This is a genomic window from Pedobacter sp. AC163 (assembly GCF_979258665.1).
Window position 1 is genome coordinate 163936 of sequence record NZ_OZ409872.1, and the last position, 23922, is coordinate 187857.

Here is a 23922-nt window from a genome sequence, read left to right on the forward strand (position 1 = left end):
GTCTCATTAATTATATAATTCACTGATTTTTTTTTATCCTATCCATTGTTAAAAGAATATTTTAAAAAGCTTCAAGATCTACTTAATACAGAGCGTGAGGCAGATCTGCAATCCTATCTAAAGCTTACAGAAAATACTTCGCCTGCCGATCGCCGTTCCCTGGGGCTTACCTGGTATCCAATTGCTATCCGAAATAATGAGATCGGAAGGGGCGATTATTTAACCGTGGAGGTGGAACGTACAACACATCAAGATTTTTCTCATCAGTTTAGATTTGGATCTTCTGTGGTGTTATTCTCCAATCATGATCCAAAGGAAGATCAGCTAGAAGGAATAATCACCCACCAAACGGGCACTAGAATGAAAATCAACTTTCGGGTTGATGAATTGCCAGATTGGACAAGAGATGGTAAACTTGGTGTCGATTTGTTATTCGACAACAACAGCTACGATGAAATGCAAAATGCATTGAAACGAGCGTCAGTTCTTTCGGAAGATGATTCAGAAAATAAACTGATCAGAATATTGGCCACAGCTGAGAAACCATCGTTTCAGACGGAAGAAAAGTTTGTTATCCCTAGCACATTGAATGATTCGCAAAGGCTTGCGGTAAATAAAATTGTCACCGCTAATCATTTGGCAATTGTTCACGGTCCTCCTGGTACAGGAAAAACGACTACACTCGTTCATGCCATAAAATCATTGATCAAGCATAATAACCAAAAGATTTTGGTAGTTGCCCCTAGCAATACTGCCGTTGATTTATTAACAGAGAAACTTTTGCTGGAGGGGTTGAATACCATCCGTATTGGTAACCCAGCTCGGGTTTCAGAACGACTACTAACCTCGACTCTAGAACACAAAATGGCTGATCATCCGGATATGAAAACCATTAAATCGCTAAAAAAACAGGCCAACGAATATAAAAACATGGCCCATAAGTATAAGCGAAGTTTTGGCAAGGCTGAAAGAGATCAACGGAAAGCTTTATTTAATGAGGCGCATAAAATTGGGAAAGAAGTAGAAAAAATTGAGCAATATATTACAGACCATTTGTTTGATAAGGCACAAATTATCACTGCAACCTTAGTGGGTGCAAACCATTACAGCGTCCGCAATTTGAAGTACAATACCGTAGTGATTGACGAAGCTGGCCAGGCATTAGAACCCGCCTGCTGGATACCAATTTTAAAAGCAGAGAAGATAATCTTTGCAGGAGATCACTTTCAGCTTTCACCGACAATAAAATCCCAAGAAGCCGGAAGTAATGGCTTAAGCAAAACATTATTAGAAAAGTTGATAGACATTCACCCTGAGTCTGTTGTGCTTTTGAACGAACAGTATCGAATGCACCAGAACATTATGGGCTATTCCTCTAAAGTTTTTTATCAGAACCAATTAAATGCTCATCATTCCGTTGCAAGTCATTTAATTTTCGACGATGATAAACCACTTATTTATATCGATACTGCTGGCTGCAGTTTTGATGAAAAACTAGATGGCACAAGTACTATAAATCCTGATGAAGCTGCTTTTTTAGTTAATCATCTCACCTCATTCGTGCAGGAAGTTACTTCCAAAGAAATTGATAATTTTCCATCAATAGCAATTATCTCACCTTATAAACAACAGGTACAATTTATAAAGTCCTTAGTTGAAGAAAATGAAGCTTTAATTCCTCTAAAAAATAAAATTTCGGTAAATACAATAGACAGTTTTCAGGGGCAGGAACGTGATGTTGTTTATATCAGTTTAACCAGAAGCAATTCCGATGCATCAATTGGGTTTTTATCAGATACCAGAAGAATGAATGTGGCTATGACAAGGGCACGAAAGAAATTGGTAGTAATAGGAGATAGTGCAACATTATCAAAGGCCAAATTTTATGCAGACTTTATTGAATATGCCGATAAATTAGGTGCCTACCATAGCGCTTGGGAATTTATAAATAGCTAACCTATTAGGTCATTTATTTTGCGTATAAATTATTACATTTGAGTAAATCATCCTGGATTTATTTTATCGCTTTAAAATTCCCTTTAACCATCAAGGAAGAAAACTGTGTTATATAAATTTCATTGTAAAGGATGATGGTTTAATAATTAACGGAAATGAAAGTAGGAATTAAAGTTTTAATTGCAGACGATAGTGATTTGATGAGAATGGTGATGAAAGGTTTTTTCAAAAAATTTCTCGACAATCCAACTATCACTGAAACTACTAATTTACCAGATACATTTGAGTTGCTAAATCAAACCCAGTTCGATTTTTTGCTTTTGGATATCAATATGCCAAGGGGAGATAGTAACCCTGAAACTATAAGAAAAGTTCATGCCATCCAACCTCAAATAAAGGTGTGCATGTTTACAGGTAACGATAAGGCCACTTTACAGCACCAATATAAAGATGCAGGGGCGATAGGTTTCATCAAAAAAGATGAAAACATGGGTATCTCGATTGAGCAAGTGTTAAAGAAAGCTTTCGATTAAGCTTTCTCTAGTTTTTTATCTTCTAGCTTTCCAGAAATACTGGCTCCCGCAATCAATAATTCGTTGGTAATCATTTTCGTGTATTCCGTAATTTCCGATTTAAAATCTGCCACGGAAGATCCCGATCGAATTTCTTCCAATCGCTTTTCCCATTGTCCGGTTAGTTCAGCTTGTGCAATTTGTTTGTCTTTTACCACTTCGTAAACTGCCAAGCCTTTATTAGTAGGCAACAAATTACGTTTTTCGCGTACAATATATTCTCTGGTAATTAAAGTTTCAATAATTGAAGCCCGTGTTGCTGGGGTACCCAAACCACTGTCTTTCATGGCATAACGCAATTCCTCATCCTCAATTTCTTTTCCACAGGTTTCAAGTGCCTTTAATAACGAAGCTTCGTTGTACATGGCTTTTGGTTTGGTCTGTTTTTCGAGCAAAGACTTTTCTAAAATAGGCAATTGCTCACCTACAACAACTTTAGGCAGCGCCGCATTGTCTTCATCTTTTTTATCTTCATCGGTTTCGTTAAAAACCGAGCGCCATCCTGCAGAGCGGATAACGGTTCCATTCGCTATGAAAGTTAAACCCGATTGGATAGTAATTTTGGTAATTTCCTTAAGGCATTCCTGATGAAAAGCTTCAATCATCCTCCCCACAACCATATCGTAAACCGCTTGTTTATCGCTGCTTAAACCATACGCTTCTTCGCCGGTGGGCAATACGGCATGGTGATCAGTTACCTTTTTAGCGTTTACACTTCTTTTATTTAGGCTAAACGTTTGAAGAAACTGTGCTTGTTTACCAAAATCAGGATGAGTGGTAAATTTCGAAATTAACGTTGGAACGCCAGCAAAAACATCATCACCAATATACCTTGATCCGGTACGTGGATAGGATACCAATTTGCTTTCGTATAAATTTTGCAAAATATTTAAGGTTTGGTCGGCGGTAAATCCTTTCTTTTTATTTGCTTCCTGCTGCAGGCTACTCAAATCGTGCAAAAGTGGTGGTGGTTCTTTGCGGGGTTTAGCCTCTACAGCAGTGATGTTTCCTCCAGTGGCAAAACCAGAAGCTACATCTTCTACCAATGCAAAAAGTTTTTCAGCTTCTTCTTTATCCTTATAGTTTGAGGTAGATACTGCCTTAAATTGCTGCTCATCCTTGATCAGTTGGATGGCTATTTGGCAATAAGTTTGGGGAACAAAATTTTTAATTTCCAGGAACCGGGCACAAATCATTGCAAGCGTTGGGGTTTGTACTCTGCCCAAAGATAATACGCTTCTGTTCCCAGCCGAGATACTTAAAGCCTGAGTGGCGTTCATCCCTACCAACCAGTCAGATTCTGAGCGGCAATGTGCCGAATTAAATAAGGTATCATAATCTGTGCCGGGCTTTAGGTTTCTGAAGCCATCTTTTATCGCTTCATCTGTTTGAGATGATATCCAGAGTCGTTTGAAAGGTTTTTTACATTTCAGATAATAATAAATATACCTAAAAATTAATTCGCCCTCACGCCCGGCATCGGTAGCAACAATGATTTCGGTTGCTTCATCAAACAAGCGCTTAATGGTGTCCAACTGTTTTCTAACTGCCGGATCTTCTACAAAACCATCTTTGGTTTTTACCTTTCTTACTGCTAACTTAAATTTAGCTGGCAACATTGGTAAATGTTGTTTTCTCCAACCAATAAAACCATAATCTTGTGGAGGTGCCAATTGAAGTAGGTGTCCGAAAGCCCAGGTAAATGAATATCCTTTACCTTCGATATATCCATCTTTACGGGTTGTTGCGCCGAAAACTTTAGCAAGTTCACGACCAACAGAGGGCTTTTCTGCAATAACTATCTTCATTAATTAGGCGTATTTTTCAACCTCAAAGATGACTAAAATAATCCTTTCAACAGCTAAAATTTTACTCACAGGGTAACCAGCTGAACTTAAACATTTTCGGCATCAAGCTGTTTGGAATACATCGTTTAGTAACAATAAATCGATTTTTAAATCCAATATTAAAAAATGAGAAAGATTTACGAATTAGCAGCATGCAGGATAAAAGTTGATTTGCAACCGGGCATAATTCGTGTATACAGTGATGCTGAATTGTGGCGCTTTTTGAATGGAAACGTTAACGAAAGATTTAATTTGTTAGCAAAAACGATTAAGAGTAATTACAAAAATCTGTTTAACAAGGATTTAGTCATTTCCAATGACTCGTTAATTGTTGAAATATTGGTACATGTTTACTGCGATTATGTAGGGTTAAAGTTTAATAGCGTTATTAAATTAACACCTCTGAACAATTTTGTGAAGAAGTTACTACTGAGAGCAGAAATTGTGGACTGCGGCGAAAAGGAAAAAGACAGCAATCGTTGGGTATGGGATTTTTTGGCCCGGTTTAAACCAATTTTTGTTAAAATGCTCCCTAAAAATTTAAACAACACCAACCTCAAAATGTACTAATCCATTTGGGCAGCCATCATATTATTTTGATTTAAAGCTGCATTAGCCGCTAGTGTTTCGTTTAAAAGAGAAGACTGATAAGCTTGTTCTGAACTATTTATAAATAAGACTGTCCGATCTGCAATGGCATCAATTACTTTATTGGCGAGTTTAGTGGGCACAGCAGGACAGCCCTGACTTCTTCCTAATCTACCCAGTTTATTTATGGTTTCTTGCGAAACATAATCTGCCCCATGTACAACAATCGCTCTATCTCTGGCTTTGCTATTAAAATTCTGATCCATTCCATCTAGTTTTAACGATCTGCCATGTTTTCCAAAATATATTTCTCCAGTGAGATAAAACCCCAAACTACTTTGGTTCGAATTCTGAATATTCGAAAAATTAGAGGGTTTATCCCCACCGCTATTCTGGCCGTGTGCCACCCATGTATTTAAAATTAGTTTCTTTTTATCTATATCAATAATGTACAAGCGCTTTTTACGACTTTCCTGATCAAAATCTGCGATGGTTAGCACTGATTTGTCATGCAATAAGCCAGAATATTTCATATTATAATAACCGGTCAATGCTTTCTCAAATACCTGCTCACTCAAACCAACCGAATCCAAATCGGCCGTTTGATATAAATCCAAAATGTACTGGTTGTAAACGCTATCTGCTGCAAAGTTTTTTAAAGGTTGAGATTGGGATTGATCAGCTGCTTTAAAACTTGTTCCAATAAGAGCAACACATACTAAAATGATGGAAGCAAAGTATAAAATGTATTTATTCATACAGGGATGTTTGGTTTAATACTACATATACGATAGATTAAACCAAATGTTGTCCAAAACACAGTGTAGCTTTAATAATACAGCTTGTTTGACCTTCAAATGACTTTAGGTTTTTATTTTATAGCTTAGTGGAATACAAATTCTTTTAAATCAGTAGGAAAAGAAATAACAAAACAGTTTTTAAGGTGTTGTGAAATAAATAATTACTTGATGAAAATACTGCTCACTGGCGCAAACGGATACATAGGTACACGATTACTCCCTTTATTATTAGATGCGAAGCATCAGGTTGTTTGCATGGTGCGTGATAGCAGAAGATTTGCGGCACAATCTGACTTAGTGGATCAGGTTCAAATTATCAATGGTGATTTATTAAATCCCGATTCTCTAAATGAGATTCCGGATGATGTTGATGCAGCTTATTACCTGGTTCACTCCATGTCGTCAAGCGACGAAGGGTTTTCTGATTTAGAGAAAAAATCTTCAGAGAATTTTGCTAACGCAATAAAAAAAACAAAGTGTAAGCAGATCATTTACCTTACTGGTATTGCTAACGACGAGCATTTATCCAAACATTTAGGCTCCCGGCTGGCGGTCGAAGAAGAATTAAAATCATCGGGAATTGCCTGTACCATATTGAGAGCTGCAATTATTATCGGTTCTGGGAGTGCATCTTTCGAAATTATCAGAGATCTAACAGAGAAAATCCCGGTGATGGTGGCTCCAAAATGGGTAAAAACAAAATGCCAGCCTATCGGTATTCGCGACGTATTGGGCTATTTAACTGGTGTTCTCCATAACAAAGAAGCATTTAATGAAACGTTTGATATCGGTGGTCCGGATATTTTAACTTATAAAAATATGTTGTTGGGCTATGCAAAGGAACGCGGTCTGAAAAGGTGGATTATCACCGTACCGGTACTTACCCCACGATTATCATCTTTATGGTTGAATTTAATTACACCTGTACCTTACTCACTGGCAAAAAGCTTGGTTGATAGCATGAAAAATGAAGTGATTTGTAAAGATGACCGAATTAAAGAGGTGGTGCCGCGGCAATGCTTAACCTATGCCCAGGCTTTGCATTTGGCTTTTGAAAAAATCGATCAAAATTCTATAGTTTCAAGCTGGAAAGATGCCTTAAATAGAGGCTACCTGCAAACCGATTTCATGGATCAAATTAAAGTTCCACAAAATGGTACGTTGGAATATAAGGTGAAAATGCCTTTTGAACGCAAGGCGGAAGAGGTTTTTGATAATATTTGGAGCATCGGCGGAAGTAGAGGATGGTATTTTATGGATTGGCTTTGGCAGCTAAGAGGTTTTTTAGATAAAATTTTCGGCGGCGTAGGCACACGCAGAGGCAGAACCAGTAATATTGATCTTCAAGCTGGTGATGTGCTTGATTTCTGGCGGGTGCTTTTAGCCGACAAAAAGAATAAACGATTATTACTTTATGCCGAAATGAAAGTGCCTGGTGAAGCCTGGCTAGAATTCAAATTGGTAGAATTTCATGGCCAGGCGTTTCTATCGCAAATTGCTACCTTCAGGCCGAAAGGTTTATGGGGAAGAATGTATTGGTACGCCATGTGGCCATTTCATATTGTATTATTTAAGGGCATGGCCAAACAGATTACTACCTTTCAACCTGAATCTTAATCCAATTTTGTTAGTTTTGCTGCTTAAACGAAAAAAATGCCAAATCAGGACGACGATTATTCCTTCTGGACAAAGTATAAACGCTTTGCAAGTACAGAAATTTTAATGTACTTAATTATGATTGTTGGAATTGCCTTGGGTATTATTTTTTTAAGTTAAGGATCAACTTCAAATTATCGGCAGTATTTACGTCGGTCATAAACTTTGCAAATAAGCTATATTTTTCGGCAGGAAATGTTCCATCGTTAATTTTGATTTTTCTGTGGTAAATAATTTTTCTACCCTCAACAGTTACCTTCGATTCATAAGACCCAAAATCGCTTTCCAGACTTTTATTCATCGGTAAAATAAAATCAGTTAATACGTTTTCTGGAATCGAATAAGTGATGGTGTCATCATCAGTATAGCCTCTATTTATATAAACAGGAAGCTTTCTTACTTTTATTTCCGGAATACCTCTCGAGATGTTAAAAGCATTTAACTGTAGATACATCTTATTGTTTTCCACTGGCGCATATTGACGGATATTAACTTTAACATCTTCTGTAATCTTCGGATTATCAGTTTTATCTCTTAAGTAAGTGATGTTTTCGAAATCTATATGATCAAGATTATACCAAATTTTAAGTGCTTTCAGTTGCTCGGTTATCGATTTTTCGATATTGGTTTCATGATTATCGTATTGCGAGCCCGAAAAAACCGTTTGCATATTGCCTAGAGCTGTACCATCATAACTAATGCTCAAATTTACTTTTCTTATCTGAAGATTATTTTGTGCACTTAGTTTAGGTGTTCTAAGTAATTTTCCGCCTTCTGGAGTACAGGCAAACACCAGCCGGTCATCCGTAAAATCGCCTAAAAACCCAAAAGGAATTTTTTGATTGGTACATTCCAGCCAGGTCGTATCTCCTTTAAGTGGTAAACAGAGAATGATGTGATTACCCTGAGCCATATCGGCAAATTGAGGGTCAAGACTTATTTTTTCGCTTCCAGCTTCCACTACGCAATAATAGGATTCAATATCAACAGCTTTCAACATACTTTGCATGTAGTTTACAAGCGCTTTACAATCTCCATATCCTAAACGATCGACCTCACTTACTGCAATAGGCTGCAAACCACCAATACCAATTTGAACACTGATGTATCGTGTTTTATCCTGCAAATACTGATAAATTTTTCTGGCTTTATCTTTATCAGTTTTTTCATCCTTTACCAAATCTTTCACCATCGTTATGGTAGCTGGCGGCAAGGTATTTCGCTGTTTAATCAAATCATCATAAACCCATTTCCCCAACTCCTCCCAATTTTGATAACTACCCTTGCGGTTGTAATAAGTAAACTGTTTGGGTGCAATTTGAATGCTTGTTCTATAAGTTTCGGGGTTAGGACTAAAAGGTTCACTTTTAACAGCTAAGATATTGCTGGTTTTCCATACCATTTTTTTTTGCTTTTCATCTGTAAAAACCTCTGGTTCCATAGCATAATTCACAGTTTTTATGCGCACCTCATCAGTTGGTTTACAGATAAATGTGTATGAACTTTTTTCCACCGAAACATCATCGCCAGGCTTTGGGACCCATCTGGGAATAATTAAATTCTGTTTATTACGAATTTCATAGTTGTAAACGATGGTATACGGATATTGATTCACATTCGGCAGATAATGCTTTACGCGGCTATCTACAAACAAAGAAAACCCATCTGCTGCACTTACATCACTAAAGTCATTTTGCGTAAACTTGCTTATTGCTTTACCAACAGCATTGTAAACTTCACCCTTTATTGTTTTTATAGCGGTATTTTTATCATAGTTTAATACCAGCCTTGCTTCATCTTCTCCATTTTCGTTAAATACAGTAATCGCTTTCTTTACGGTTAACAATACGTTTTCTGGCGAACGCATATCAACTAATATTTCCTCATTTCTGATACAAGAGTTAGCTCTGTTTTTGAGTGTTCCGGGAATTAAATCAACATCGTAATTATCCTGCGAAAAAGCGGTGTTAATCAAAGTAAAAAGGCATATTATTATAAGTTTGTATCTCATATTATTCGCCTTTTCTTAATAAATACTCTACCTTTTGATTTTGGATTATTTTACTATAAAATTCCTTTAGAAAGGGATACTCATCAGGTTGATAAACAGCATTGTTGAATTGCAAAATCTGGCTCAATGACAGGGTGTTATTATCCAATTGAGTTTGCAGCAGATACTTACCACCACCGTTGGGTAAGCCAATAGCCAGATTTTTTGGTTTTTCTACTAAATTATACTTTGCTGGCAGTTCGATATTGATGATAATCCTTTCATCAGATGCTGCACCCAAATCAACAGGATAAGTTCTGATATTTAAATTAAAAGGGTTTTTAGAAATCGCATTAATAAAAAACGGACTTAAATAAAATTCATTTTTATTTATTCCATCGTTCATGGTAAACTCTATTTCGTACTTTTCTGTGAGTGGATTTTCTACGCTATCTAAATTACTAATTACAGGGTCGGAAATCTTTATTTTAACCAACCGTTCGTCTAGTTTTTCTACAAATTCATCAGTGGAGGTGTATCTTTTAATTTCTTTCCTTTTGGCAAAAGCGGCGTAACCCTGATAAATGGTCGTAAGTGTACCCGCTATTTTACCCTCGTTAGTCAGTTTTCCATTTAAAATGTAATTGGTCACCGTTTTCTGGCTCGCTTTTAAATCGATCCAATAAGAGGGTTTTTTCAAGTTAATAACCCGGCCTTGATCGTTCATACAGCGCAAAGGCAACAAACCGAAAGGCAAAAGCGGTTCCGTAGCATCAAGAAGATAACTTTTGTCACCAATGTTTAATTTGGCAACCACATAATTAAAATCGCTGATTACGGGATAGAGTTTATTTATCGTGCCGTTCTCTCGGGTAGATAAGATAACGGCTTCAGCATCAAGGTTTGCAGCAGAAAGTGCAGCAATAAGATTTAAATTCAAATCAGCGACGTTTCCCGATCTGTTATCGAAGGATTTCTTGATGTTTTCCGCACAATAAATTCCGTAATAGTTATCCCACTTAATTTGTTTTTTGATGTAGTTTAAAATCGCTTTCGCTTTCGTCAAATCGTCTGGCGCATCTTTAATTATAGAAGGGATAAGATCTTTATACATATCCTTGCGCTTCATTTGTGATCCAAACGATTTATCACTGGATAGTTCGTAATCAATATCTTTCCATGTTTTTGTGTAGGATGTTTTGCCCCCGGACGGATTGGTAACATCAGAAAGTTCGAAATAAATAGCCGATTTAAAATTACTTGGAGCGGTCATATTATCTTCTTCAATGAATGCGGGTATATCTTTCATCAGGTAAGAAATTTTGGAGCAATCTATATTTGCCCCATTAATGCGCAAACATTCTTTAGCTAACTCGACCTTTTGATCGCTTAGCTTTTGATAACCCCTAAGGGAAACATTGTAATTGTAAATACCAGGAATGTAAACCAGATACTCACTGGTGACCTTTGGTATTTTCCACTGAAACTCCCATGTTTTAAAATTAAATAGGTTTGGAGATTTTAACCTGTAGCTATATTCTATTATTGATCCTTCCTTCAAATTCGGTAGCGTAAATTTTAAAAGCTTCGTATACTTTGATCGGTTCTCGAAAAATATAGCTTTTTTATCCATAGGTGTTGCAACAAACTTGCCGTCAGTATAGTTAAAGGTTGATGCAGTTAAATCGTTAATGGTTTCTTCCCGAGAATCATCCTTATATAAAGGCACTACAACATTTGCGTTTTCGAATCCCTCTTTGTTATAAATCTTGATTTTTACATGATAATCGAAAATAAGTTCAAGCCTTCCTGTAGCATCATCGAGATCTATCCTTGCTGTACCAAATTCTTTGAGCACTATTGCATTTGCGTTACTATCAAGCTTGTTTCGGTCAAATTCGTAGTCATCATAGGTAATGGCTCCAAAATTAAAGTTTTGAGCAAAAACCGGTATGTATGCGGAAAATAGTAAGAGAAAAAGTATTAGTTTTTTCATAGAGTGCGTCTTTAAATTTTGCAGCAATTTAAAGCTAGCATTTAATATTCAGAAATAATTTGAAAATTATATTTCGAATTTAATACGGTGTTTTACAAACAAATCAAACCTTTTTAGCACTTTTGGATAAACATAATTTTCGATGCAGTAAGACGCTGTATTCTTTCTCTTATTCAATAAAATGAAATTAAATTTAAAACGTCCATTAGCATTTTTCGATTTAGAAGCTACTGGTATAAATGTAGGTGCTGATAGAATAGTAGAAATTGCGATTTTAAAAGCATATCCAGATGGTAAAGAAGAGGTTAAAACCTGGCGTGTAAATCCAGAAATGCCGATTCCTTTGCAAACTTCTTTAATTCACGGCATTTACGATGAAGACATTGCAAACGAGCCAACCTTTAAAATGTTAGCAAAAGAAATTGCCGAATTTATCGGAGAAAGCGATTTGGCTGGCTACAACTCAAATAAGTTTGATATTCCGATGTTGTTGGAAGAATTTTTAAGAGCTGATGTAGATTTTGATATGAACCAACGCAAATTCGTTGATGTTCAGAATATTTTCCACCAGATGGAGCAACGTACATTAAAAGCAGCTTATAAATTTTATTGCCAGGAAGATTTAATAAACGCTCATGCTGCAGAGGCAGATGTAATAGCAACTTATAAAGTTTTGCTTGGTCAGCTGGAGATGTACAAGGAAAAAGAATTTGAAGATAAACAGGGCAACAAAAGCATTCCTGTTGTGAATGATGTAGATGCTTTACACATATTTACTAACATACATAAGCCTGTAGATTTTGCTGGCAGAATGGTTTATAATGATAAAAATGAGGTTTGTTTTAACTTCGGAAAACACAAAGGAAAAACGACCGAACAAGTTTTTGCTGTTGAACCAAGTTATTATGCCTGGATGAAGCAAGGTGATTTTCCTTTATACACGAAGAAAAAACTGGATGAAGAATGGGCAAAATTTAATGCCAAGAAAAACGAAAACCGCACGCCAAAACCACAACCAACGGCTGCTGCGCAAAAGCCACAATATCAACAAAAGCCTCAGCAAAAACCAGATAAGCCTGCACAACCTATTAATAACGACATGCTTGAGCAGCTAAAGATGAAATTTGGTAAATAAGCTGACGGTATTAAGGTTTGATTTAAAATGAAAGTGATTAAAATATTTAGCATTATACTTTTTTCTGCAGTATATGCAAACGCTCAGGTTCAATTGCCTATTGAACCGGTTTTTCAGAATACATACAACAAAGAGACCCGTAGTGTTAGTGGAAAACCAGGGAAAAACTATTGGCAAAACTCTTCAAAATACGATTTAAAGGTTGATTTTAATCCATCAACACGGTTGTTAAAGGGTAAGGTAGATGTGGTTTATACCAACAACAGTCCGGATACCTTAAAAGAAATTTGGTTCAAGCTATATCCAAATTTGTATAAAAAGGGTTCGATCAGAAAATCAAAAATAGCAGATTCTGATTTGGGTGAGGGCGTACAAATTACAGCCGCAGCCCTAAACAATAGTCAGTTAGCGTTAGGGAGTTTACAGATTGACGGTACGAATATGCATATCATGATTCAATCGCTTTTACCTGGCAAAACCATCAAGTTCAACTTCGACTACAATTATATCCTAAACAAGGGCTCACACATTCGTACCGGGCAAGTAGATGATGGCTCGCATTTTATAGCTTATTTCTTTCCTCGAATTGCCGTTTACGATGATGTGGATGGCTGGAACAAATATCCTTATACAGGAGCAGAAGAATTTTACAACGATTTTGATCAGTTTAATGCAGAAATTAAAGTTCCTGGTGGGTTTGCCGTTTGGGGTACAGGCGATTTAAAAAATGCTAATGAAGTATTCCATAAAGAGATTGCCGCTAGAATCGCTTCAGCGGAAAAAAATGATGGGATTGTAGATGTGATTACAGAAAAAGATTTGGCAATGAAACAGGTAACTAAGCTTAATACTTTTAACACCTTCAAATTCGAAGCCAAAAATGTTACTGATTTTGTTTTTGCTTTAAGTGATCATTATTTATGGAAATCAACCAGCTTAATGGTTGATCCAAAGACGAAACGTAGAACCAGGGTTGATGCTGTTTTTAACGCTAAGCACAAAGACTATTATGAAGTAATTGATTTTGCCCGTAAAACTGTTGAATCAATGAGTTACAAATTTCCGAAATGGCCATTTCCATATAATCATGAAACTATTTTCGATGGTTTAGACCAAATGGAATATCCGATGATGGTTAATGATAACCCAGTTGATAATAGGGAAGATGCGATTACTTTAACAGATCACGAAATTTTCCACACCATGTTTCCGTTTTATATGGGTATAAATGAGACTAAATATGGTTGGATGGATGAAGGCTGGGCCACGATAGGTGAGTGGCTAATTTCACCAATGATCGATTCCACCATCGTAGATGAATATGGTATTCAACCCACGGCAGCTTCATCAGGAAATAAAGATGATTCTCCCATTATGACATTGACACCTGACTTAAAAGGATCTGGAAGTTTTACCAATTCTTATCCGAAACCTGGTTTAGCGTATTTGTATGTTAAGGATTATCTTGGCGAGGAGTTGTTTACTAAAGCGCTTCACAACTACATCAACAACTGGAACGGGAAACACCCAATGCCTTACGATTTCTTTAACAGTATGAATGAAGGAAGTGGAAAAAATTTAAACTGGTTTTGGAAGTCATGGTTTTTCGAGGGCGGCGTTTTGGATATGGCAATTAAATCGGTGGATAAAATAGACACTGGTTATTCAATAAAAATTGAAAATAAAGGGATTAAAGCGTTACCGATTGATTTGGTGTTAAACTATGCAGATGGATCAAAAGAAACCAATCATAGTACGATCGCTGTATGGCAGGATGGCGCAAAGGAAGTGCAAATCGAAATTAAAACTTCGAAAAAACTGAATAAAGTAACAATGGGCAATAGTCATGTTCCAGACAAAGTGAAAAGTGATAATACTTATAATGTAAACTAATCATAAAAAAAGAGGCCTAAAGCCTCTTTTTTTATTAACGTCTACCATGTTTTATCGATTGAATATGCTCAAGATACGGCGTCTTAAAAAAGTTGCAAAATATTTTGTACTCAAACTATTTTATTAGTTTCGTTTAAAAATATCTAGATGAAAAAAATACTCTTATTCTTAGCGCTATTAAGCTCAACAAATTATTTAAGGGCACAAGACAAAAACATAGATAGTCTTTCCCAGTCTATCAAACTTAAATCTGAAGCCATCGGCCATGGCGGGAATAATGAGATTAAGATTAATTTGTTTTATTCCATTTTAGCACTTCCTGAAATTACCTACGAAAGAATCATTGAAGACAACATGGGTGTTGGATTATCGGTTGCTATCGGTGCAACTAATGAAAATGTTTTTGGCAGCAGAATAAATTATGTCATTACCCCGCACTATCGCATATATTTTGGTAACAAAAAAGCGAACGGTTTCTTTATTGAAGGAAATGCTGGGATTATATCGCACAAAGAATTTGATTATACATCTTTGGCTTACACCAGCTATCCTGCTGGTTATGACTTTACTTTACCAGAAAGAAACTACACGGACGTTGGCTTAGGCGCCGCTGCCGGAGCAAAATTTTTAACTCGAAATGGTTTTTTAGGTGAAGCGTACCTAGGTGTAGGTAGGGTATTTGGAAGTAAAAATCAATCCTTAGAAGCTTACCCAAGATTTGGTTTAACAATTGGTAAGCGATTTTAAATAAAAAAAGAGGCCTAAAGCCTCTTTTTTTATTTAACGTCTACCATGTTTTTCTCTATGTCCTCTAGAAAATAAACTAGCATTAACTCTTTGATCGTGACGTCTATAATCTACGCGTTGTGGCCTGTAATGGTTTCGCGGTGCGTTATAACGACCCCTGTTTCCGCCGCCATATGATGAACGAAACACATTCTTATGGTTAGAATATCTAACTCTATGCGTATTGTAACTGCGATATGGGCTGTTTCCATATACAACTACCTTTCTTCCTCGGTGTAAATCATAGCCTCTATATCTAGCCGGTAAATATCTAGATCGAGTCCAGCGATTTCCATTTAAATAAACAAACTGGCGTTGCGGAACATAATAATAAGACTGTACTTCAGGTAAGTAATAGTAATTTACGTTTTGATAACCAACAGGAACCCAAGCCGGTTGTGCGCCAATGTTAACGTTAATACTTACCTGGGCGTTAGATTGATTTGATGTTAAAGCCACGATACCTACAATCGCGGAGATGATAAATAACTTTTTCATAATCGGTTCTATTTGTGTGTTTAATACAAATTCAAACGCTATGCCAAAAAATCTATTGTAACAGAGATATAAAAAAAGAGCTTCTTTCGAAGCCCTTTCTTAATCACTTAACAATTATTTGTGTTTTCCCTTTCCGTTTCCATTGCCATGGTTACCATTTCCCTTATTCGCTTTACCGAATATTTTTTTAGCTTGTCCCGGTGGCATTCCATGTGGATGACCTTTTACTACGTAGTATTTGCTGTCGCGGCTATCTCTTATTACCAACTGACCTTTGTTACCTTTGAATTTTCCGTATTTAACCTTATCATTTTTAAAATTTAGATAAGGTTTTGGAGAGTTAATTACCACTTTATACCCATTGTATAAATCGTAATTTCCGTATCTCGATGGTAGATTGTTCGCAAAAACCCAGTCGTTTCCATTTAAATATACAAATTGCTTTTTCGGAACATAGTAGTAACTTTCCACATCTGGAAGATAATAGTAATCAACGTGATCATAACCAGTGGGTCCCCAAAGCGGCTGTGAACCAATATTTACATTCAAATTTACTTGAGCCTTTGCCGGCATGCTGAGGAATGAAATCATCATTACTACAGCAACTAAAAATAATCTTTTCATAATCGATTTAATTTGTGTTGATAGACCCATATTTCCAAAAGGCGTGCCACAAAAAAAGGGAGCTTCTTTCGAAACTCCCTAATCACAACTAAATCACGCTATTTACTTCTACCATTTGCTTTATTTCTATCTGGACGATCATTTTCTATTCTTCTATCGTTGCCACGATTGGAATTTCGAGCTGTCCTTGAGTTTTGATTTATTTTTACAACAGTTTTTTGTGTACGATTTTGGCGATTGCTATTATTATTCACCGCAACAGCTTTATAGTTGGGGTGGTTTTTCACCACATCATATTTCCTATCACGACTATCTCTAATTACCAATTGGCGGCCATTATAGTTTTTTAATTTACTGTATTTAGCTACATCGACGTTATTTCTTAAATATGGTTTGGGTTCGTTTACAACAACTTTGTATGCTCGGTATAAGTCAAAATTTCTGAATTGACCTGGCAAACTGTTTGTCCAAACCCAATTGCCTTGATTCGAATAGATATATTGTTTGGATGGGACATTGTAATACGCATTGATATCCGGCAGGTAAGAGTAATCTACATGATCATAACCTGTAGGGCCCCAAACTGGTTGTTGGCTAATATTAATGCTTAAATTAATTTGAGCTTTTGCATCATCTATGCTGAATAATGAAACCATCAAAACTGCAGCAAATAAAACTAACTTTTTCATAATGTTTTTTAATTAAAGGTTCCTTGTGTGTGTTAATTATTGAAATAGACAAAAGCATTTTCGCGTAGTTTAATTGAGGCAATTCGTTTTAACATTCTTTAACTATATTTGCCAGCTCAATACATTTAAAGGCATCATTTATCTATGGGTTTAGGGACAACCGAAAACAATTACGAACTAGTTTCAGGACTGGAAATTCACGTTCAATTAAACACCAATACCAAAATATTCTCTGCCGATAGTGCATGTTTCGGGGCTTCGCCTAATCATAATATTTCAACTGTTTCATTGGCGTTACCGGGTGCTTTGCCTAAGCTAAATAAAGAGGTGGTAGCCAAAGCGGTTAGGATTGGCCTGGCCTTAAATTGTACAATCAATCAAACCAATCACTTTGATAGAAAAAATTACTTCTATGCCGACTTACCAAAAGGCTATCAAATAACGCAGGATAATCAGCCAATCTGTGTAAACGGTTTCCTTGAAGTTGAATTAGCTGATGGCTCATTGAAGAAAATAGGAATCAACAGAATTCATTTAGAAGAAGATGCAGGAAAAAGTATTCACGATCAGGATGATAACTATTCTTTAGTTGATTTAAATCGTGCTGGAGTTCCTTTGATAGAAATTGTAACGGAGCCTGATATTCGTAGCGCCGAAGAAGCATCAGCACTGCTTACTGAAATTAGAAAGTTGGTCCGCCATTTAAATGTGAGTGATGGAAACATGGAGGAGGGGAGTTTGCGTTGCGATGCAAATATTTCTATCCGACCGAATGGCTCCACAGCATTTGGTACCCGTTGCGAAGTAAAAAACCTAAATTCTATGCGTAACGTACGTAGAGCAATGGATTTTGAATTTGGAAGACAAGTGGAGGTTATTGAGAATGGCGGCAAAATCATCCAAAGTACATTAAATTTTGATGCTGATAAAGGCACAACATCGCCAATGAGAACAAAAGAGGAGGCAAACGATTACCGCTATTTCGCTGATCCGGATTTGCAGCCTATTTTTATTTCAGACGATTGGTTGGCAGAAATCAAATCGGCCATGCCCGCTTTACCAAATGAAATTTCGAAGCAAATGGTTGCCGAATTTGGTATTACAAAAGCAGACGCAGCTTTATTTGCAGAGGATTTGGATCTGTTAAATTATTTTAATGAAGCTTTACCAATTGTTAATACTAAAAAAACACTTATTAACTGGTTAATTGGCCCGGTTAGGGCCGTATTAAGCGAAAAGGGTATAATTATTAATGATTATAATGTTAAACCAGAGCAATTAGCTGCTGCAATTAATTTGGTTGATGATAAAAAGCTTACACAACAAATCGCGATTCAGCAGTTATTACCAGCAATTGAAACGCAACAAAATGCTAATGTGGATACACTTGCACAATCATTAAATTTACTGATTTCAGAAAACAGCGATGAATTAGGTGCATTTATTGATGAAGTGTTAGCCAAATATCCACAACAAGTTGAGGCTTATAAAAAAGGTAAAAAAGGCGTTTTAGGCTTGTTTGTTGGCGATGTAATGAAGTTGGCAAAAGGTAAAGCAGATGCTAAGAAATTGAATGAATTAATACTAGAAAAATTAAAATAATGAGATTAAAAAATTTAAGTCTGATCGTATTAATTGCGATTGCTTTTACAGCATGTAAACCGAAAGATAGTTTTACAATTGACGGAACATTCCAGAACACTGGAACAGAGAAGAAAGTTTTCCTATACGGGATGCAAAGCAGTCAAATGGTCGCCATCGATTCGACTAATTTATCCGAAAAAGGCGAATTTAAATTTATTCGTAAAACGCCATCTGTAGATTTTTTCCGTGTTTCAATAGGCAATCATGAATTTATGCTAATTGCCAAAAATGGTGATCAAATTAAATTAGAAGCTGATTTAACTGATAAAACAATGGCTTACAAAATATCTGGAGCCACTGAGGTTGAAAAACTATCAGAGTTAAATACCATTCGAAATAATTTCTCGAAACAAGCTGAAAAATTGCAGGCGGATTTTGAGGCTAAAGTGGCTACTCAACCACAAAACAGAGCAGCAATATTAGAGGAAATGAAGCCTCAGTATCAGTCGTATATAAATCAATTGAACACGCAGATCATTAAATTTGCTAAAGACAATAAAGGTACGCTTGCCAGCTTTTACGCGATGAATACGCTTAGTCCGCAAGAATATGAGGCGGAGCTTGTACAATTTGCAGATGAAGTTAAAAATGAAATTAAAGGTAATGCTACAGTAGATACTTTTGTGAAGCAGATGGCGCTTTTAAAGGCTGTTCAGGTTGGACAAGTGGCTCCAGATTTTACTATGAATACGGCCGACGGGAAAGCAGTTAGTTTAGCAGATTATAAAGGTAAATACGTCCTTTTGGATTTTTGGGCTTCCTGGTGTCAACCATGTCGTCAGGAGAATCCGAATGTGGTGAAAGCTTACAATAAATTCAAAGTTAAAAACTTCGACATCTTAGGAATATCCTTAGATACTGATAAAGCTGCGTGGTTAGGTGCTGTTAAGGCAGATGATTTAGCGTGGAATCAGGTATCTGAATTAAAAGATTTCAATGGAGAAACAGTCAAAAAATATCAGGTTCAGGCAATTCCTACTTCTTATATTATTGATCCGACGGGAAAGATTGCTGCTAAAAACCTCCGTGGAGAGGAGCTGGAAGCGTTTCTAGCTAAAACGTTACGTTAAAAGAAACTCAATGTTAAACTAATTTAAGTCGTTAACAATTTCTTAACTTAGGCTTAACTAGAAATTACATCAGAGACAGTACTTTCGTAACAAATATTTAACTATGAACAACGCAGGTCAGAAAATATTAATTGTTGATGATGAACCAGATATTCTGGAACTGATTGAATACAACCTAAAAAAAGAAGGTTACCAGGTTTTTACTGCTACCAATGGTCAGGAAGGAATTACGGTTGCTAAGAAAGTTCATCCAGATTTAATCATTTTAGATATTATGATGCCTAAAATGGATGGAATTGAGGCTTGCAGATTAATGAGGGCAATTCCTGAATTCAAAAACACTTTTATGGTTTTCTTAACTGCCAGAAGTGAGGAATATTCAGAAATTGCAGGTTTCAATGTAGGTGCCGATGATTATATTGCGAAACCAATTAAACCTCGGGCTTTAGTAAGTCGCATTAACGCAATTTTAAGAAGGAACACTGGAACTGAAGAAGTGTCAGAAAACAAATTAGAAATTGGCGATTTAGTGATCGACCGTGAAGCTTATTTAGTTTTTCAAGGCGGAAATAAAGTTGTTCTTGCCAAAAAAGAATTTGAGTTATTATATCTCTTAGCCTCTAAACCTGGTAAGGTTTACACCCGTGAATCAATCCTTAAAAATATTTGGGAAGATTCTGTAGTGGTTACCAATAGAACTATTGATGTTCACATCCGTAAACTTCGGGAAAAATTAGGCGAAACTTATGTTTCAACGGTAAAAGGCGTTGGTTATAAGTTCGAGCTTTCTTAAAGATTGATTAAAAATATTAGAGCCGTAGATTCGCTGATTATTCAGGAAGCCTGCGGCTTTTTGTAATGATTAATCCGTGCTTCTTTTTATGAGGAATCATTTTTTTATTAGTATTTTTGATAAAAGCAATAACAAAATGTATAGGCAAGTTTTAATTCCAGATAAAAATAATCACACTATTGAAATGCCAAAGAAATTCTTCGGTAAAAAAGTAGAAGTTATTGTAATTGAATTATCAAACCAAAATCCTTTGCCACCAGCAGGCAAAAAGATTTCAAAAGCCGAATTATTCGAAACTTTTGGCCAGGGATTAAATTTCCCATCAGTTGAGGAAATCAGAAAAGACTCATGGCCATCTAAATGGTGATTTTTGATACAACAGTTCTAATTGAACTTTATCGTGGTAACACAGAAACAAAAGAAATAATTGAAGAAATAAAATCAGATATTTTTTATGTTAGTAGCATAACCGTTGCCGAGTTTTTAGTAGGTGCAAGAGATAAAGAAGAACTATTCAGAATAAAAAAGCAGATCAAAAAATACACTGTAATCCCCATTAATTCTGATATCTGTGATTTGTTTTTGAGTCTATTCGAACAATTTGCATTAAGTCATAGATTAGCTATTGCCGATACTTTAATTGCTTCAACAGCATTGTATTATAATCTTCCCGTTTTAACACACAATAAAAAGCACTTTCAATATATACCCGATTTGATTCTATTGTAATGCAATCTGTGGTTAAATTCTGAACCAATAAAATAAAATCCGTATTTTTGCGGCTCATTAATAGCACACAGTTTGAAGTACCCGAATTTTAAAGACCTTATTCTTTTTGAAGACAACGATTTTATTGTAATCAATAAACCACCATTCTTGGCCTCTCTCGATGAAAGAGGTGGTTCTGGGGAAACTAATGTGTTGCGTCTGGCTAAACAATATAGCGATGATGCACAGGTTTGTCACCGTTTAGATAAGGAAACTTCTGGTGCTTTAATTATTGCTAAAAATCCTGAAGCTTATCGCCATGCATCCATGCAGTTCGAACGCCGGAAAGTGGATAAAACCTACCATGCAGTAGTTGATGGCCATGTAATATTCGACAAGTTATTGGTTGATTTACCCATTCTAAATGATGGAAATAAAAACGTAACTATTGATAGAGCGGAAGGAAAAAGAGCGGAGACTGTGTTCGATTCATTGAAATATTATAAACATTACACATTAGTAGAATGTAAACCGATTACCGGCCGTATGCACCAAATCCGTATCCACCTGGCTACACAACGTGCTGCTATCGTGGGTGATGACATGTACAAAGGAAAACCAGTATTTTTATCATCAATTAAAAGAGGATATAGATTATCTAAAGGAGAGGAGGAGCAACCGATTATGAAACGTTTTGCGCTTCATGCCCGACATTTAATTTTCAAAGGCTTAGATGATAAAGACATTGTAATCGATGCGCCATATCCAAAAGATTTTGCTACATTAATTAAACAGCTGGATAAATTTGACGCTTAAAATCAATAACCAGAAAATAGAATAACATGTATATCCGATTTGTAAATTACCTTGATAAGATTAACCAATATAGAAAGTCAAAAATATCAAACCGTAATTTCCTAATCATACTTGCTGTTATTGTTGGTATTCTCGCTGGCCTGGCGGCCGCCGCGTTAAAGAGTTTAACACACCATATCGAAGAGTTTCTTCAATCAGACTGGCATTGGAAATATAAGTACTATTTATATTTCATTTTTCCGATGATTGGAATCCTGTTGACGGTTCTGTACATCAAATATTTCATCAGAAAAAGTAAGTTCGAAACTGGCTTAACTCCCTTGCTCTACGCTATCTCCAAAAAATCGAGCAGGGTAGAGGCACATAATATTTATTCTCAAATCATCACTGCTGCAGTAACGGTAGGTTTCGGTGGATCAACCGGTTTAGAGGCCCCAATAGTTACTAGTGGCTCGGCAATTGGATCCAACTTAGCACGTATTTTAGGTTTATCCTATCGCGAAATTACCATGCTTGTGGCTTGTGGAGCGGCTGCCGGTATTGCCGGCGCTTTTAATAGTCCCGTTGCCGGAATCGTATTCGCAATCGAAATATTACTTCCCGAGTTTACAATACCGGCCTTTATCCCACTTTTGTTGTCGGCTGCAACTGCCGCAGTTGTTGCTCGTATATTTTACACCCAACAGTTATTTTTTTTGGTAACAGAAGGATGGCAAATTAACGCCTTATTTTACTACGTACTTCTGGCTGGATTAATTGGTTTGTTTTCAATTTATTTTACTAAGGCAAACTATGCTGTTAAAGGCCTCTTTTATAAAATTAAACATCCTTACACCAAAGTTATTATTGGTGGTTTGATGTTAGGAGCGCTAGTTTTTCTTTTCCCAACGCTTTATGGTGAAGGCTATATTACCATTAAAGGCCTTTTGAAAGGCGACTATTTAACGGTAATTAACAACAGTATCTTTTCCGATTACAGCAGCATTCCGGCAGTGGTTATACTTTTCACAATTGTAACCATTTTTATGAAATCAATTGCTACCCTGGTTACTTTGGGTGCAGGAGGCAACGGGGGTACTTTTGCGCCGAGTTTAATTATGGGGGGATTAATTGGTTTTATTTTCGCTTACATGGTCAACTTATCGGGAATTGCCCATTTGAACGTTTCGAATTTCATAGTTGCAGGTATGGCAGCTGCTTTGGGAGCGATCATGCATGCACCATTAACAGGTATTTTTCTGATTGCCGAAATTACCGGAGGTTATATATTAATGGTTCCGCTAATGATTACTACTGCGATTTCTTATGCTATTAACCGTAGTGCACAGAAGCATTCTATCTATACCAAGGTACTAGCGGATAAAGGCGAACTATTATCACACGAAGATAAAGACACAACAGTTTTGAATCAGATGAAGTTAAAATATCTAATAGAGAAAAATTATCCTGCTCTCTATCTTAATGATTTAATTTCCATGAAGATGAATGAAATTGTTCAGTCGCATAAAAATATTTGTGCAGTTATTGATGAGTTAGGAGATTTCAAAGGGATTATCTACGTGGAAGAAATTTTCGGAGAGATGATTAAAGAGGAGCAAAAGGAAAGACTGACTGTTTCCCATCTGCTTCAGCAAGCTCCACTCACCATTAATATTGCTGATGATTTAAAAACGGTTCTGAAGAAAATGGAACAGGAAAATGCATGGATTTTGCCGGTGATCAATAACGAAAACCAATATCAAGGTTTCGTTTCTAAAACAGCTATTTTCAATAAATACAGGGCTTTATTGATGAGACAGAATGATTATATGGGTTAATTTAAGTTGTAAGTTTTAAGCCCTAAAGCTCATCACTTACAACC

21 protein-coding genes are annotated in these 23922 nt (G+C 36.3%); 14 read left to right on the forward strand and 7 right to left on the reverse strand.

Annotated elements, in window-relative coordinates; all coding sequences use genetic code 11:
* The first annotated feature begins 45 nt into the window (after positions 1-45).
* Positions 46-1956: an AAA domain-containing protein gene (locus tag ACZZZK_RS00760; RefSeq protein ID WP_463482385.1), complete on the forward strand. Its 1911-nt coding sequence runs from the start codon at positions 46-48 to the stop codon at positions 1954-1956.
* Between the two features lie 155 nt (positions 1957-2111).
* On the forward strand, positions 2112-2489 hold the full coding sequence (locus tag ACZZZK_RS00765) for a response regulator (protein ID WP_463482386.1): 378 nt from the start codon (positions 2112-2114) through the stop codon (positions 2487-2489).
* Here ACZZZK_RS00765 and topB read toward each other — a convergent pair.
* Positions 2486-4336, reverse strand: coding sequence for a DNA topoisomerase III (gene topB / locus ACZZZK_RS00770; RefSeq protein WP_463482387.1), 1851 nt, complete (start codon positions 4334-4336; stop codon positions 2486-2488). The genes ACZZZK_RS00765 and topB overlap by 4 nt on opposite strands.
* A 165-nt stretch (positions 4337-4501) precedes the next feature.
* Between topB and ACZZZK_RS00775 the strand changes: the two genes are divergently transcribed.
* A complete protein-coding gene (locus ACZZZK_RS00775; protein ID WP_463482388.1) occupies positions 4502-4945 on the forward strand; it encodes a hypothetical protein in 444 nt (147 codons plus the stop codon).
* On the opposite strand, the gene ACZZZK_RS00780 is transcribed toward ACZZZK_RS00775, so the two are convergent.
* Positions 4942-5721, reverse strand: a complete 780-nt coding sequence (locus ACZZZK_RS00780) for a murein L,D-transpeptidase catalytic domain family protein (protein ID WP_463482389.1) — start codon at positions 5719-5721, stop codon at positions 4942-4944. The genes ACZZZK_RS00775 and ACZZZK_RS00780 overlap by 4 nt on opposite strands.
* 210 nt (positions 5722-5931) lie before the next feature.
* Between ACZZZK_RS00780 and ACZZZK_RS00785 the strand changes: the two genes are divergently transcribed.
* Positions 5932-7380, forward strand: a complete 1449-nt coding sequence (locus ACZZZK_RS00785; RefSeq protein ID WP_463482390.1) for an SDR family oxidoreductase — start codon at positions 5932-5934, stop codon at positions 7378-7380.
* 142 nt (positions 7381-7522) lie between these two features.
* On the opposite strand, the gene ACZZZK_RS00790 is transcribed toward ACZZZK_RS00785, so the two are convergent.
* Complete coding sequence (locus tag ACZZZK_RS00790) at positions 7523-9430, reverse strand: DUF3857 domain-containing protein (RefSeq protein WP_463482391.1); 1908 nt, start codon at positions 9428-9430, stop codon at positions 7523-7525.
* Between the two features lies 1 nt (position 9431).
* Positions 9432-11405 carry a DUF3857 domain-containing protein gene (locus ACZZZK_RS00795; protein ID WP_463482392.1) on the reverse strand — a complete coding sequence of 658 codons (1974 nt, stop codon included), beginning with the start codon at positions 11403-11405 and terminating at the stop codon, positions 9432-9434.
* 181 nt (positions 11406-11586) lie between these two features.
* Here ACZZZK_RS00795 and ACZZZK_RS00800 point away from each other — a divergent pair, with 181 nt between their 5' ends.
* The 3 genes from ACZZZK_RS00800 to ACZZZK_RS00810 all read left to right on the forward strand — a co-directional run bounded on the left by ACZZZK_RS00800 (position 11587) and on the right by ACZZZK_RS00810 (position 15180).
* Positions 11587-12540 carry an exonuclease domain-containing protein gene (locus ACZZZK_RS00800; protein WP_463482393.1) on the forward strand — a complete coding sequence of 318 codons (954 nt, stop codon included), beginning with the start codon at positions 11587-11589 and terminating at the stop codon, positions 12538-12540.
* A gap of 27 nt (positions 12541-12567) precedes the next feature.
* The gene (locus ACZZZK_RS00805; RefSeq protein WP_463482394.1) at positions 12568-14433 is read left to right on the forward strand and encodes a M1 family metallopeptidase; all 1866 of its coding nucleotides are present in this window, start codon (positions 12568-12570) and stop codon (positions 14431-14433) included.
* A gap of 147 nt (positions 14434-14580) precedes the next feature.
* Complete coding sequence (locus tag ACZZZK_RS00810; protein ID WP_463482395.1) at positions 14581-15180, forward strand: hypothetical protein; 600 nt, start codon at positions 14581-14583, stop codon at positions 15178-15180.
* Positions 15181-15213: 33 nt separating this feature from the next.
* Here ACZZZK_RS00810 and ACZZZK_RS00815 read toward each other — a convergent pair whose 3' ends face one another.
* The 3 genes from ACZZZK_RS00815 to ACZZZK_RS00825 all read right to left on the reverse strand — a co-directional run bounded on the left by ACZZZK_RS00815 (position 15214) and on the right by ACZZZK_RS00825 (position 17030).
* Positions 15214-15678: a hypothetical protein gene (locus ACZZZK_RS00815; protein WP_463482396.1), complete on the reverse strand. Its 465-nt coding sequence runs from the start codon at positions 15676-15678 to the stop codon at positions 15214-15216.
* 153 nt (positions 15679-15831) lie between these two features.
* A complete protein-coding gene (locus tag ACZZZK_RS00820; protein WP_463482397.1) occupies positions 15832-16341 on the reverse strand; it encodes a hypothetical protein in 510 nt (169 codons plus the stop codon).
* 98 nt (positions 16342-16439) lie between these two features.
* Positions 16440-17030: a hypothetical protein gene (locus ACZZZK_RS00825; RefSeq protein WP_463482398.1), complete on the reverse strand. Its 591-nt coding sequence runs from the start codon at positions 17028-17030 to the stop codon at positions 16440-16442.
* A 144-nt stretch (positions 17031-17174) separates the two neighbouring features.
* Here ACZZZK_RS00825 and gatB point away from each other — a divergent pair, with 144 nt between their 5' ends.
* The 7 genes from gatB to ACZZZK_RS00860 all read left to right on the forward strand — a co-directional run bounded on the left by gatB (position 17175) and on the right by ACZZZK_RS00860 (position 23878).
* Entirely contained in the window at positions 17175-18632 is a 1458-nt protein-coding gene (gene gatB, locus ACZZZK_RS00830; RefSeq protein ID WP_463482399.1) for an Asp-tRNA(Asn)/Glu-tRNA(Gln) amidotransferase subunit GatB, read from the forward strand.
* On the forward strand, positions 18632-19744 hold the full coding sequence (locus ACZZZK_RS00835) for a redoxin domain-containing protein (protein ID WP_463482400.1): 1113 nt from the start codon (positions 18632-18634) through the stop codon (positions 19742-19744). The genes gatB and ACZZZK_RS00835 overlap by 1 nt, the downstream gene beginning before the upstream one ends.
* A gap of 103 nt (positions 19745-19847) precedes the next feature.
* Positions 19848-20537 (forward strand): response regulator transcription factor, encoded by a 690-nt coding sequence (locus tag ACZZZK_RS00840; RefSeq protein WP_029274338.1) that lies wholly within the window; start codon positions 19848-19850, stop codon positions 20535-20537.
* 136 nt (positions 20538-20673) lie between these two features.
* The gene (locus ACZZZK_RS00845; RefSeq protein ID WP_463482401.1) at positions 20674-20904 is read left to right on the forward strand and encodes a hypothetical protein; all 231 of its coding nucleotides are present in this window, start codon (positions 20674-20676) and stop codon (positions 20902-20904) included.
* Entirely contained in the window at positions 20898-21266 is a 369-nt protein-coding gene (locus ACZZZK_RS00850; protein WP_463482402.1) for a PIN domain-containing protein, read from the forward strand. Before ACZZZK_RS00845 ends, ACZZZK_RS00850 begins: the two co-directional genes overlap by 7 nt.
* A gap of 72 nt (positions 21267-21338) precedes the next feature.
* Positions 21339-22061 carry an RluA family pseudouridine synthase gene (locus ACZZZK_RS00855; RefSeq protein WP_056848962.1) on the forward strand — a complete coding sequence of 241 codons (723 nt, stop codon included), beginning with the start codon at positions 21339-21341 and terminating at the stop codon, positions 22059-22061.
* A 26-nt stretch (positions 22062-22087) separates the two neighbouring features.
* A complete protein-coding gene (locus tag ACZZZK_RS00860; RefSeq protein WP_463482403.1) occupies positions 22088-23878 on the forward strand; it encodes a chloride channel protein in 1791 nt (596 codons plus the stop codon).
* The last annotated feature ends 44 nt before the right edge of the window (positions 23879-23922 follow it).

Bases quoted from the DNA above. Each gene is read 5' to 3' on its own strand.
- ACZZZK_RS00860 (WP_463482403.1), top strand. From the start codon at position 22,088: ATGTATATCCGATTTGTAAATTACCTTGATAAGATTAACCAATATAGA.
- ACZZZK_RS00810 (WP_463482395.1), top strand. From the start codon at position 14,581: ATGAAAAAAATACTCTTATTCTTAGCGCTATTAAGCTCAACAAATTAT.
- ACZZZK_RS00795 (WP_463482392.1), bottom strand. From the start codon at position 11,405: ATGAAAAAACTAATACTTTTTCTCTTACTATTTTCCGCATACATACCG.
- ACZZZK_RS00805 (WP_463482394.1), top strand. From the start codon at position 12,568: ATGAAAGTGATTAAAATATTTAGCATTATACTTTTTTCTGCAGTATAT.
- ACZZZK_RS00835 (WP_463482400.1), top strand. From the start codon at position 18,632: ATGAGATTAAAAAATTTAAGTCTGATCGTATTAATTGCGATTGCTTTT.
- ACZZZK_RS00765 (WP_463482386.1), top strand. From the start codon at position 2,112: ATGAAAGTAGGAATTAAAGTTTTAATTGCAGACGATAGTGATTTGATG.
- ACZZZK_RS00825 (WP_463482398.1), bottom strand. From the start codon at position 17,030: ATGAAAAAGTTAGTTTTATTTGCTGCAGTTTTGATGGTTTCATTATTC.
- ACZZZK_RS00850 (WP_463482402.1), top strand. From the start codon at position 20,898: ATGGTGATTTTTGATACAACAGTTCTAATTGAACTTTATCGTGGTAAC.
- ACZZZK_RS00780 (WP_463482389.1), bottom strand. From the start codon at position 5,721: ATGAATAAATACATTTTATACTTTGCTTCCATCATTTTAGTATGTGTT.
- ACZZZK_RS00845 (WP_463482401.1), top strand. From the start codon at position 20,674: ATGTATAGGCAAGTTTTAATTCCAGATAAAAATAATCACACTATTGAA.
- gatB (WP_463482399.1), top strand. From the start codon at position 17,175: ATGGGTTTAGGGACAACCGAAAACAATTACGAACTAGTTTCAGGACTG.
- ACZZZK_RS00840 (WP_029274338.1), top strand. From the start codon at position 19,848: ATGAACAACGCAGGTCAGAAAATATTAATTGTTGATGATGAACCAGAT.
- topB (WP_463482387.1), bottom strand. From the start codon at position 4,336: ATGAAGATAGTTATTGCAGAAAAGCCCTCTGTTGGTCGTGAACTTGCT.
- ACZZZK_RS00820 (WP_463482397.1), bottom strand. From the start codon at position 16,341: ATGAAAAGATTATTTTTAGTTGCTGTAGTAATGATGATTTCATTCCTC.
- ACZZZK_RS00800 (WP_463482393.1), top strand. From the start codon at position 11,587: ATGAAATTAAATTTAAAACGTCCATTAGCATTTTTCGATTTAGAAGCT.
- ACZZZK_RS00790 (WP_463482391.1), bottom strand. From the start codon at position 9,430: ATGAGATACAAACTTATAATAATATGCCTTTTTACTTTGATTAACACC.
- ACZZZK_RS00775 (WP_463482388.1), top strand. From the start codon at position 4,502: ATGAGAAAGATTTACGAATTAGCAGCATGCAGGATAAAAGTTGATTTG.
- ACZZZK_RS00785 (WP_463482390.1), top strand. From the start codon at position 5,932: ATGAAAATACTGCTCACTGGCGCAAACGGATACATAGGTACACGATTA.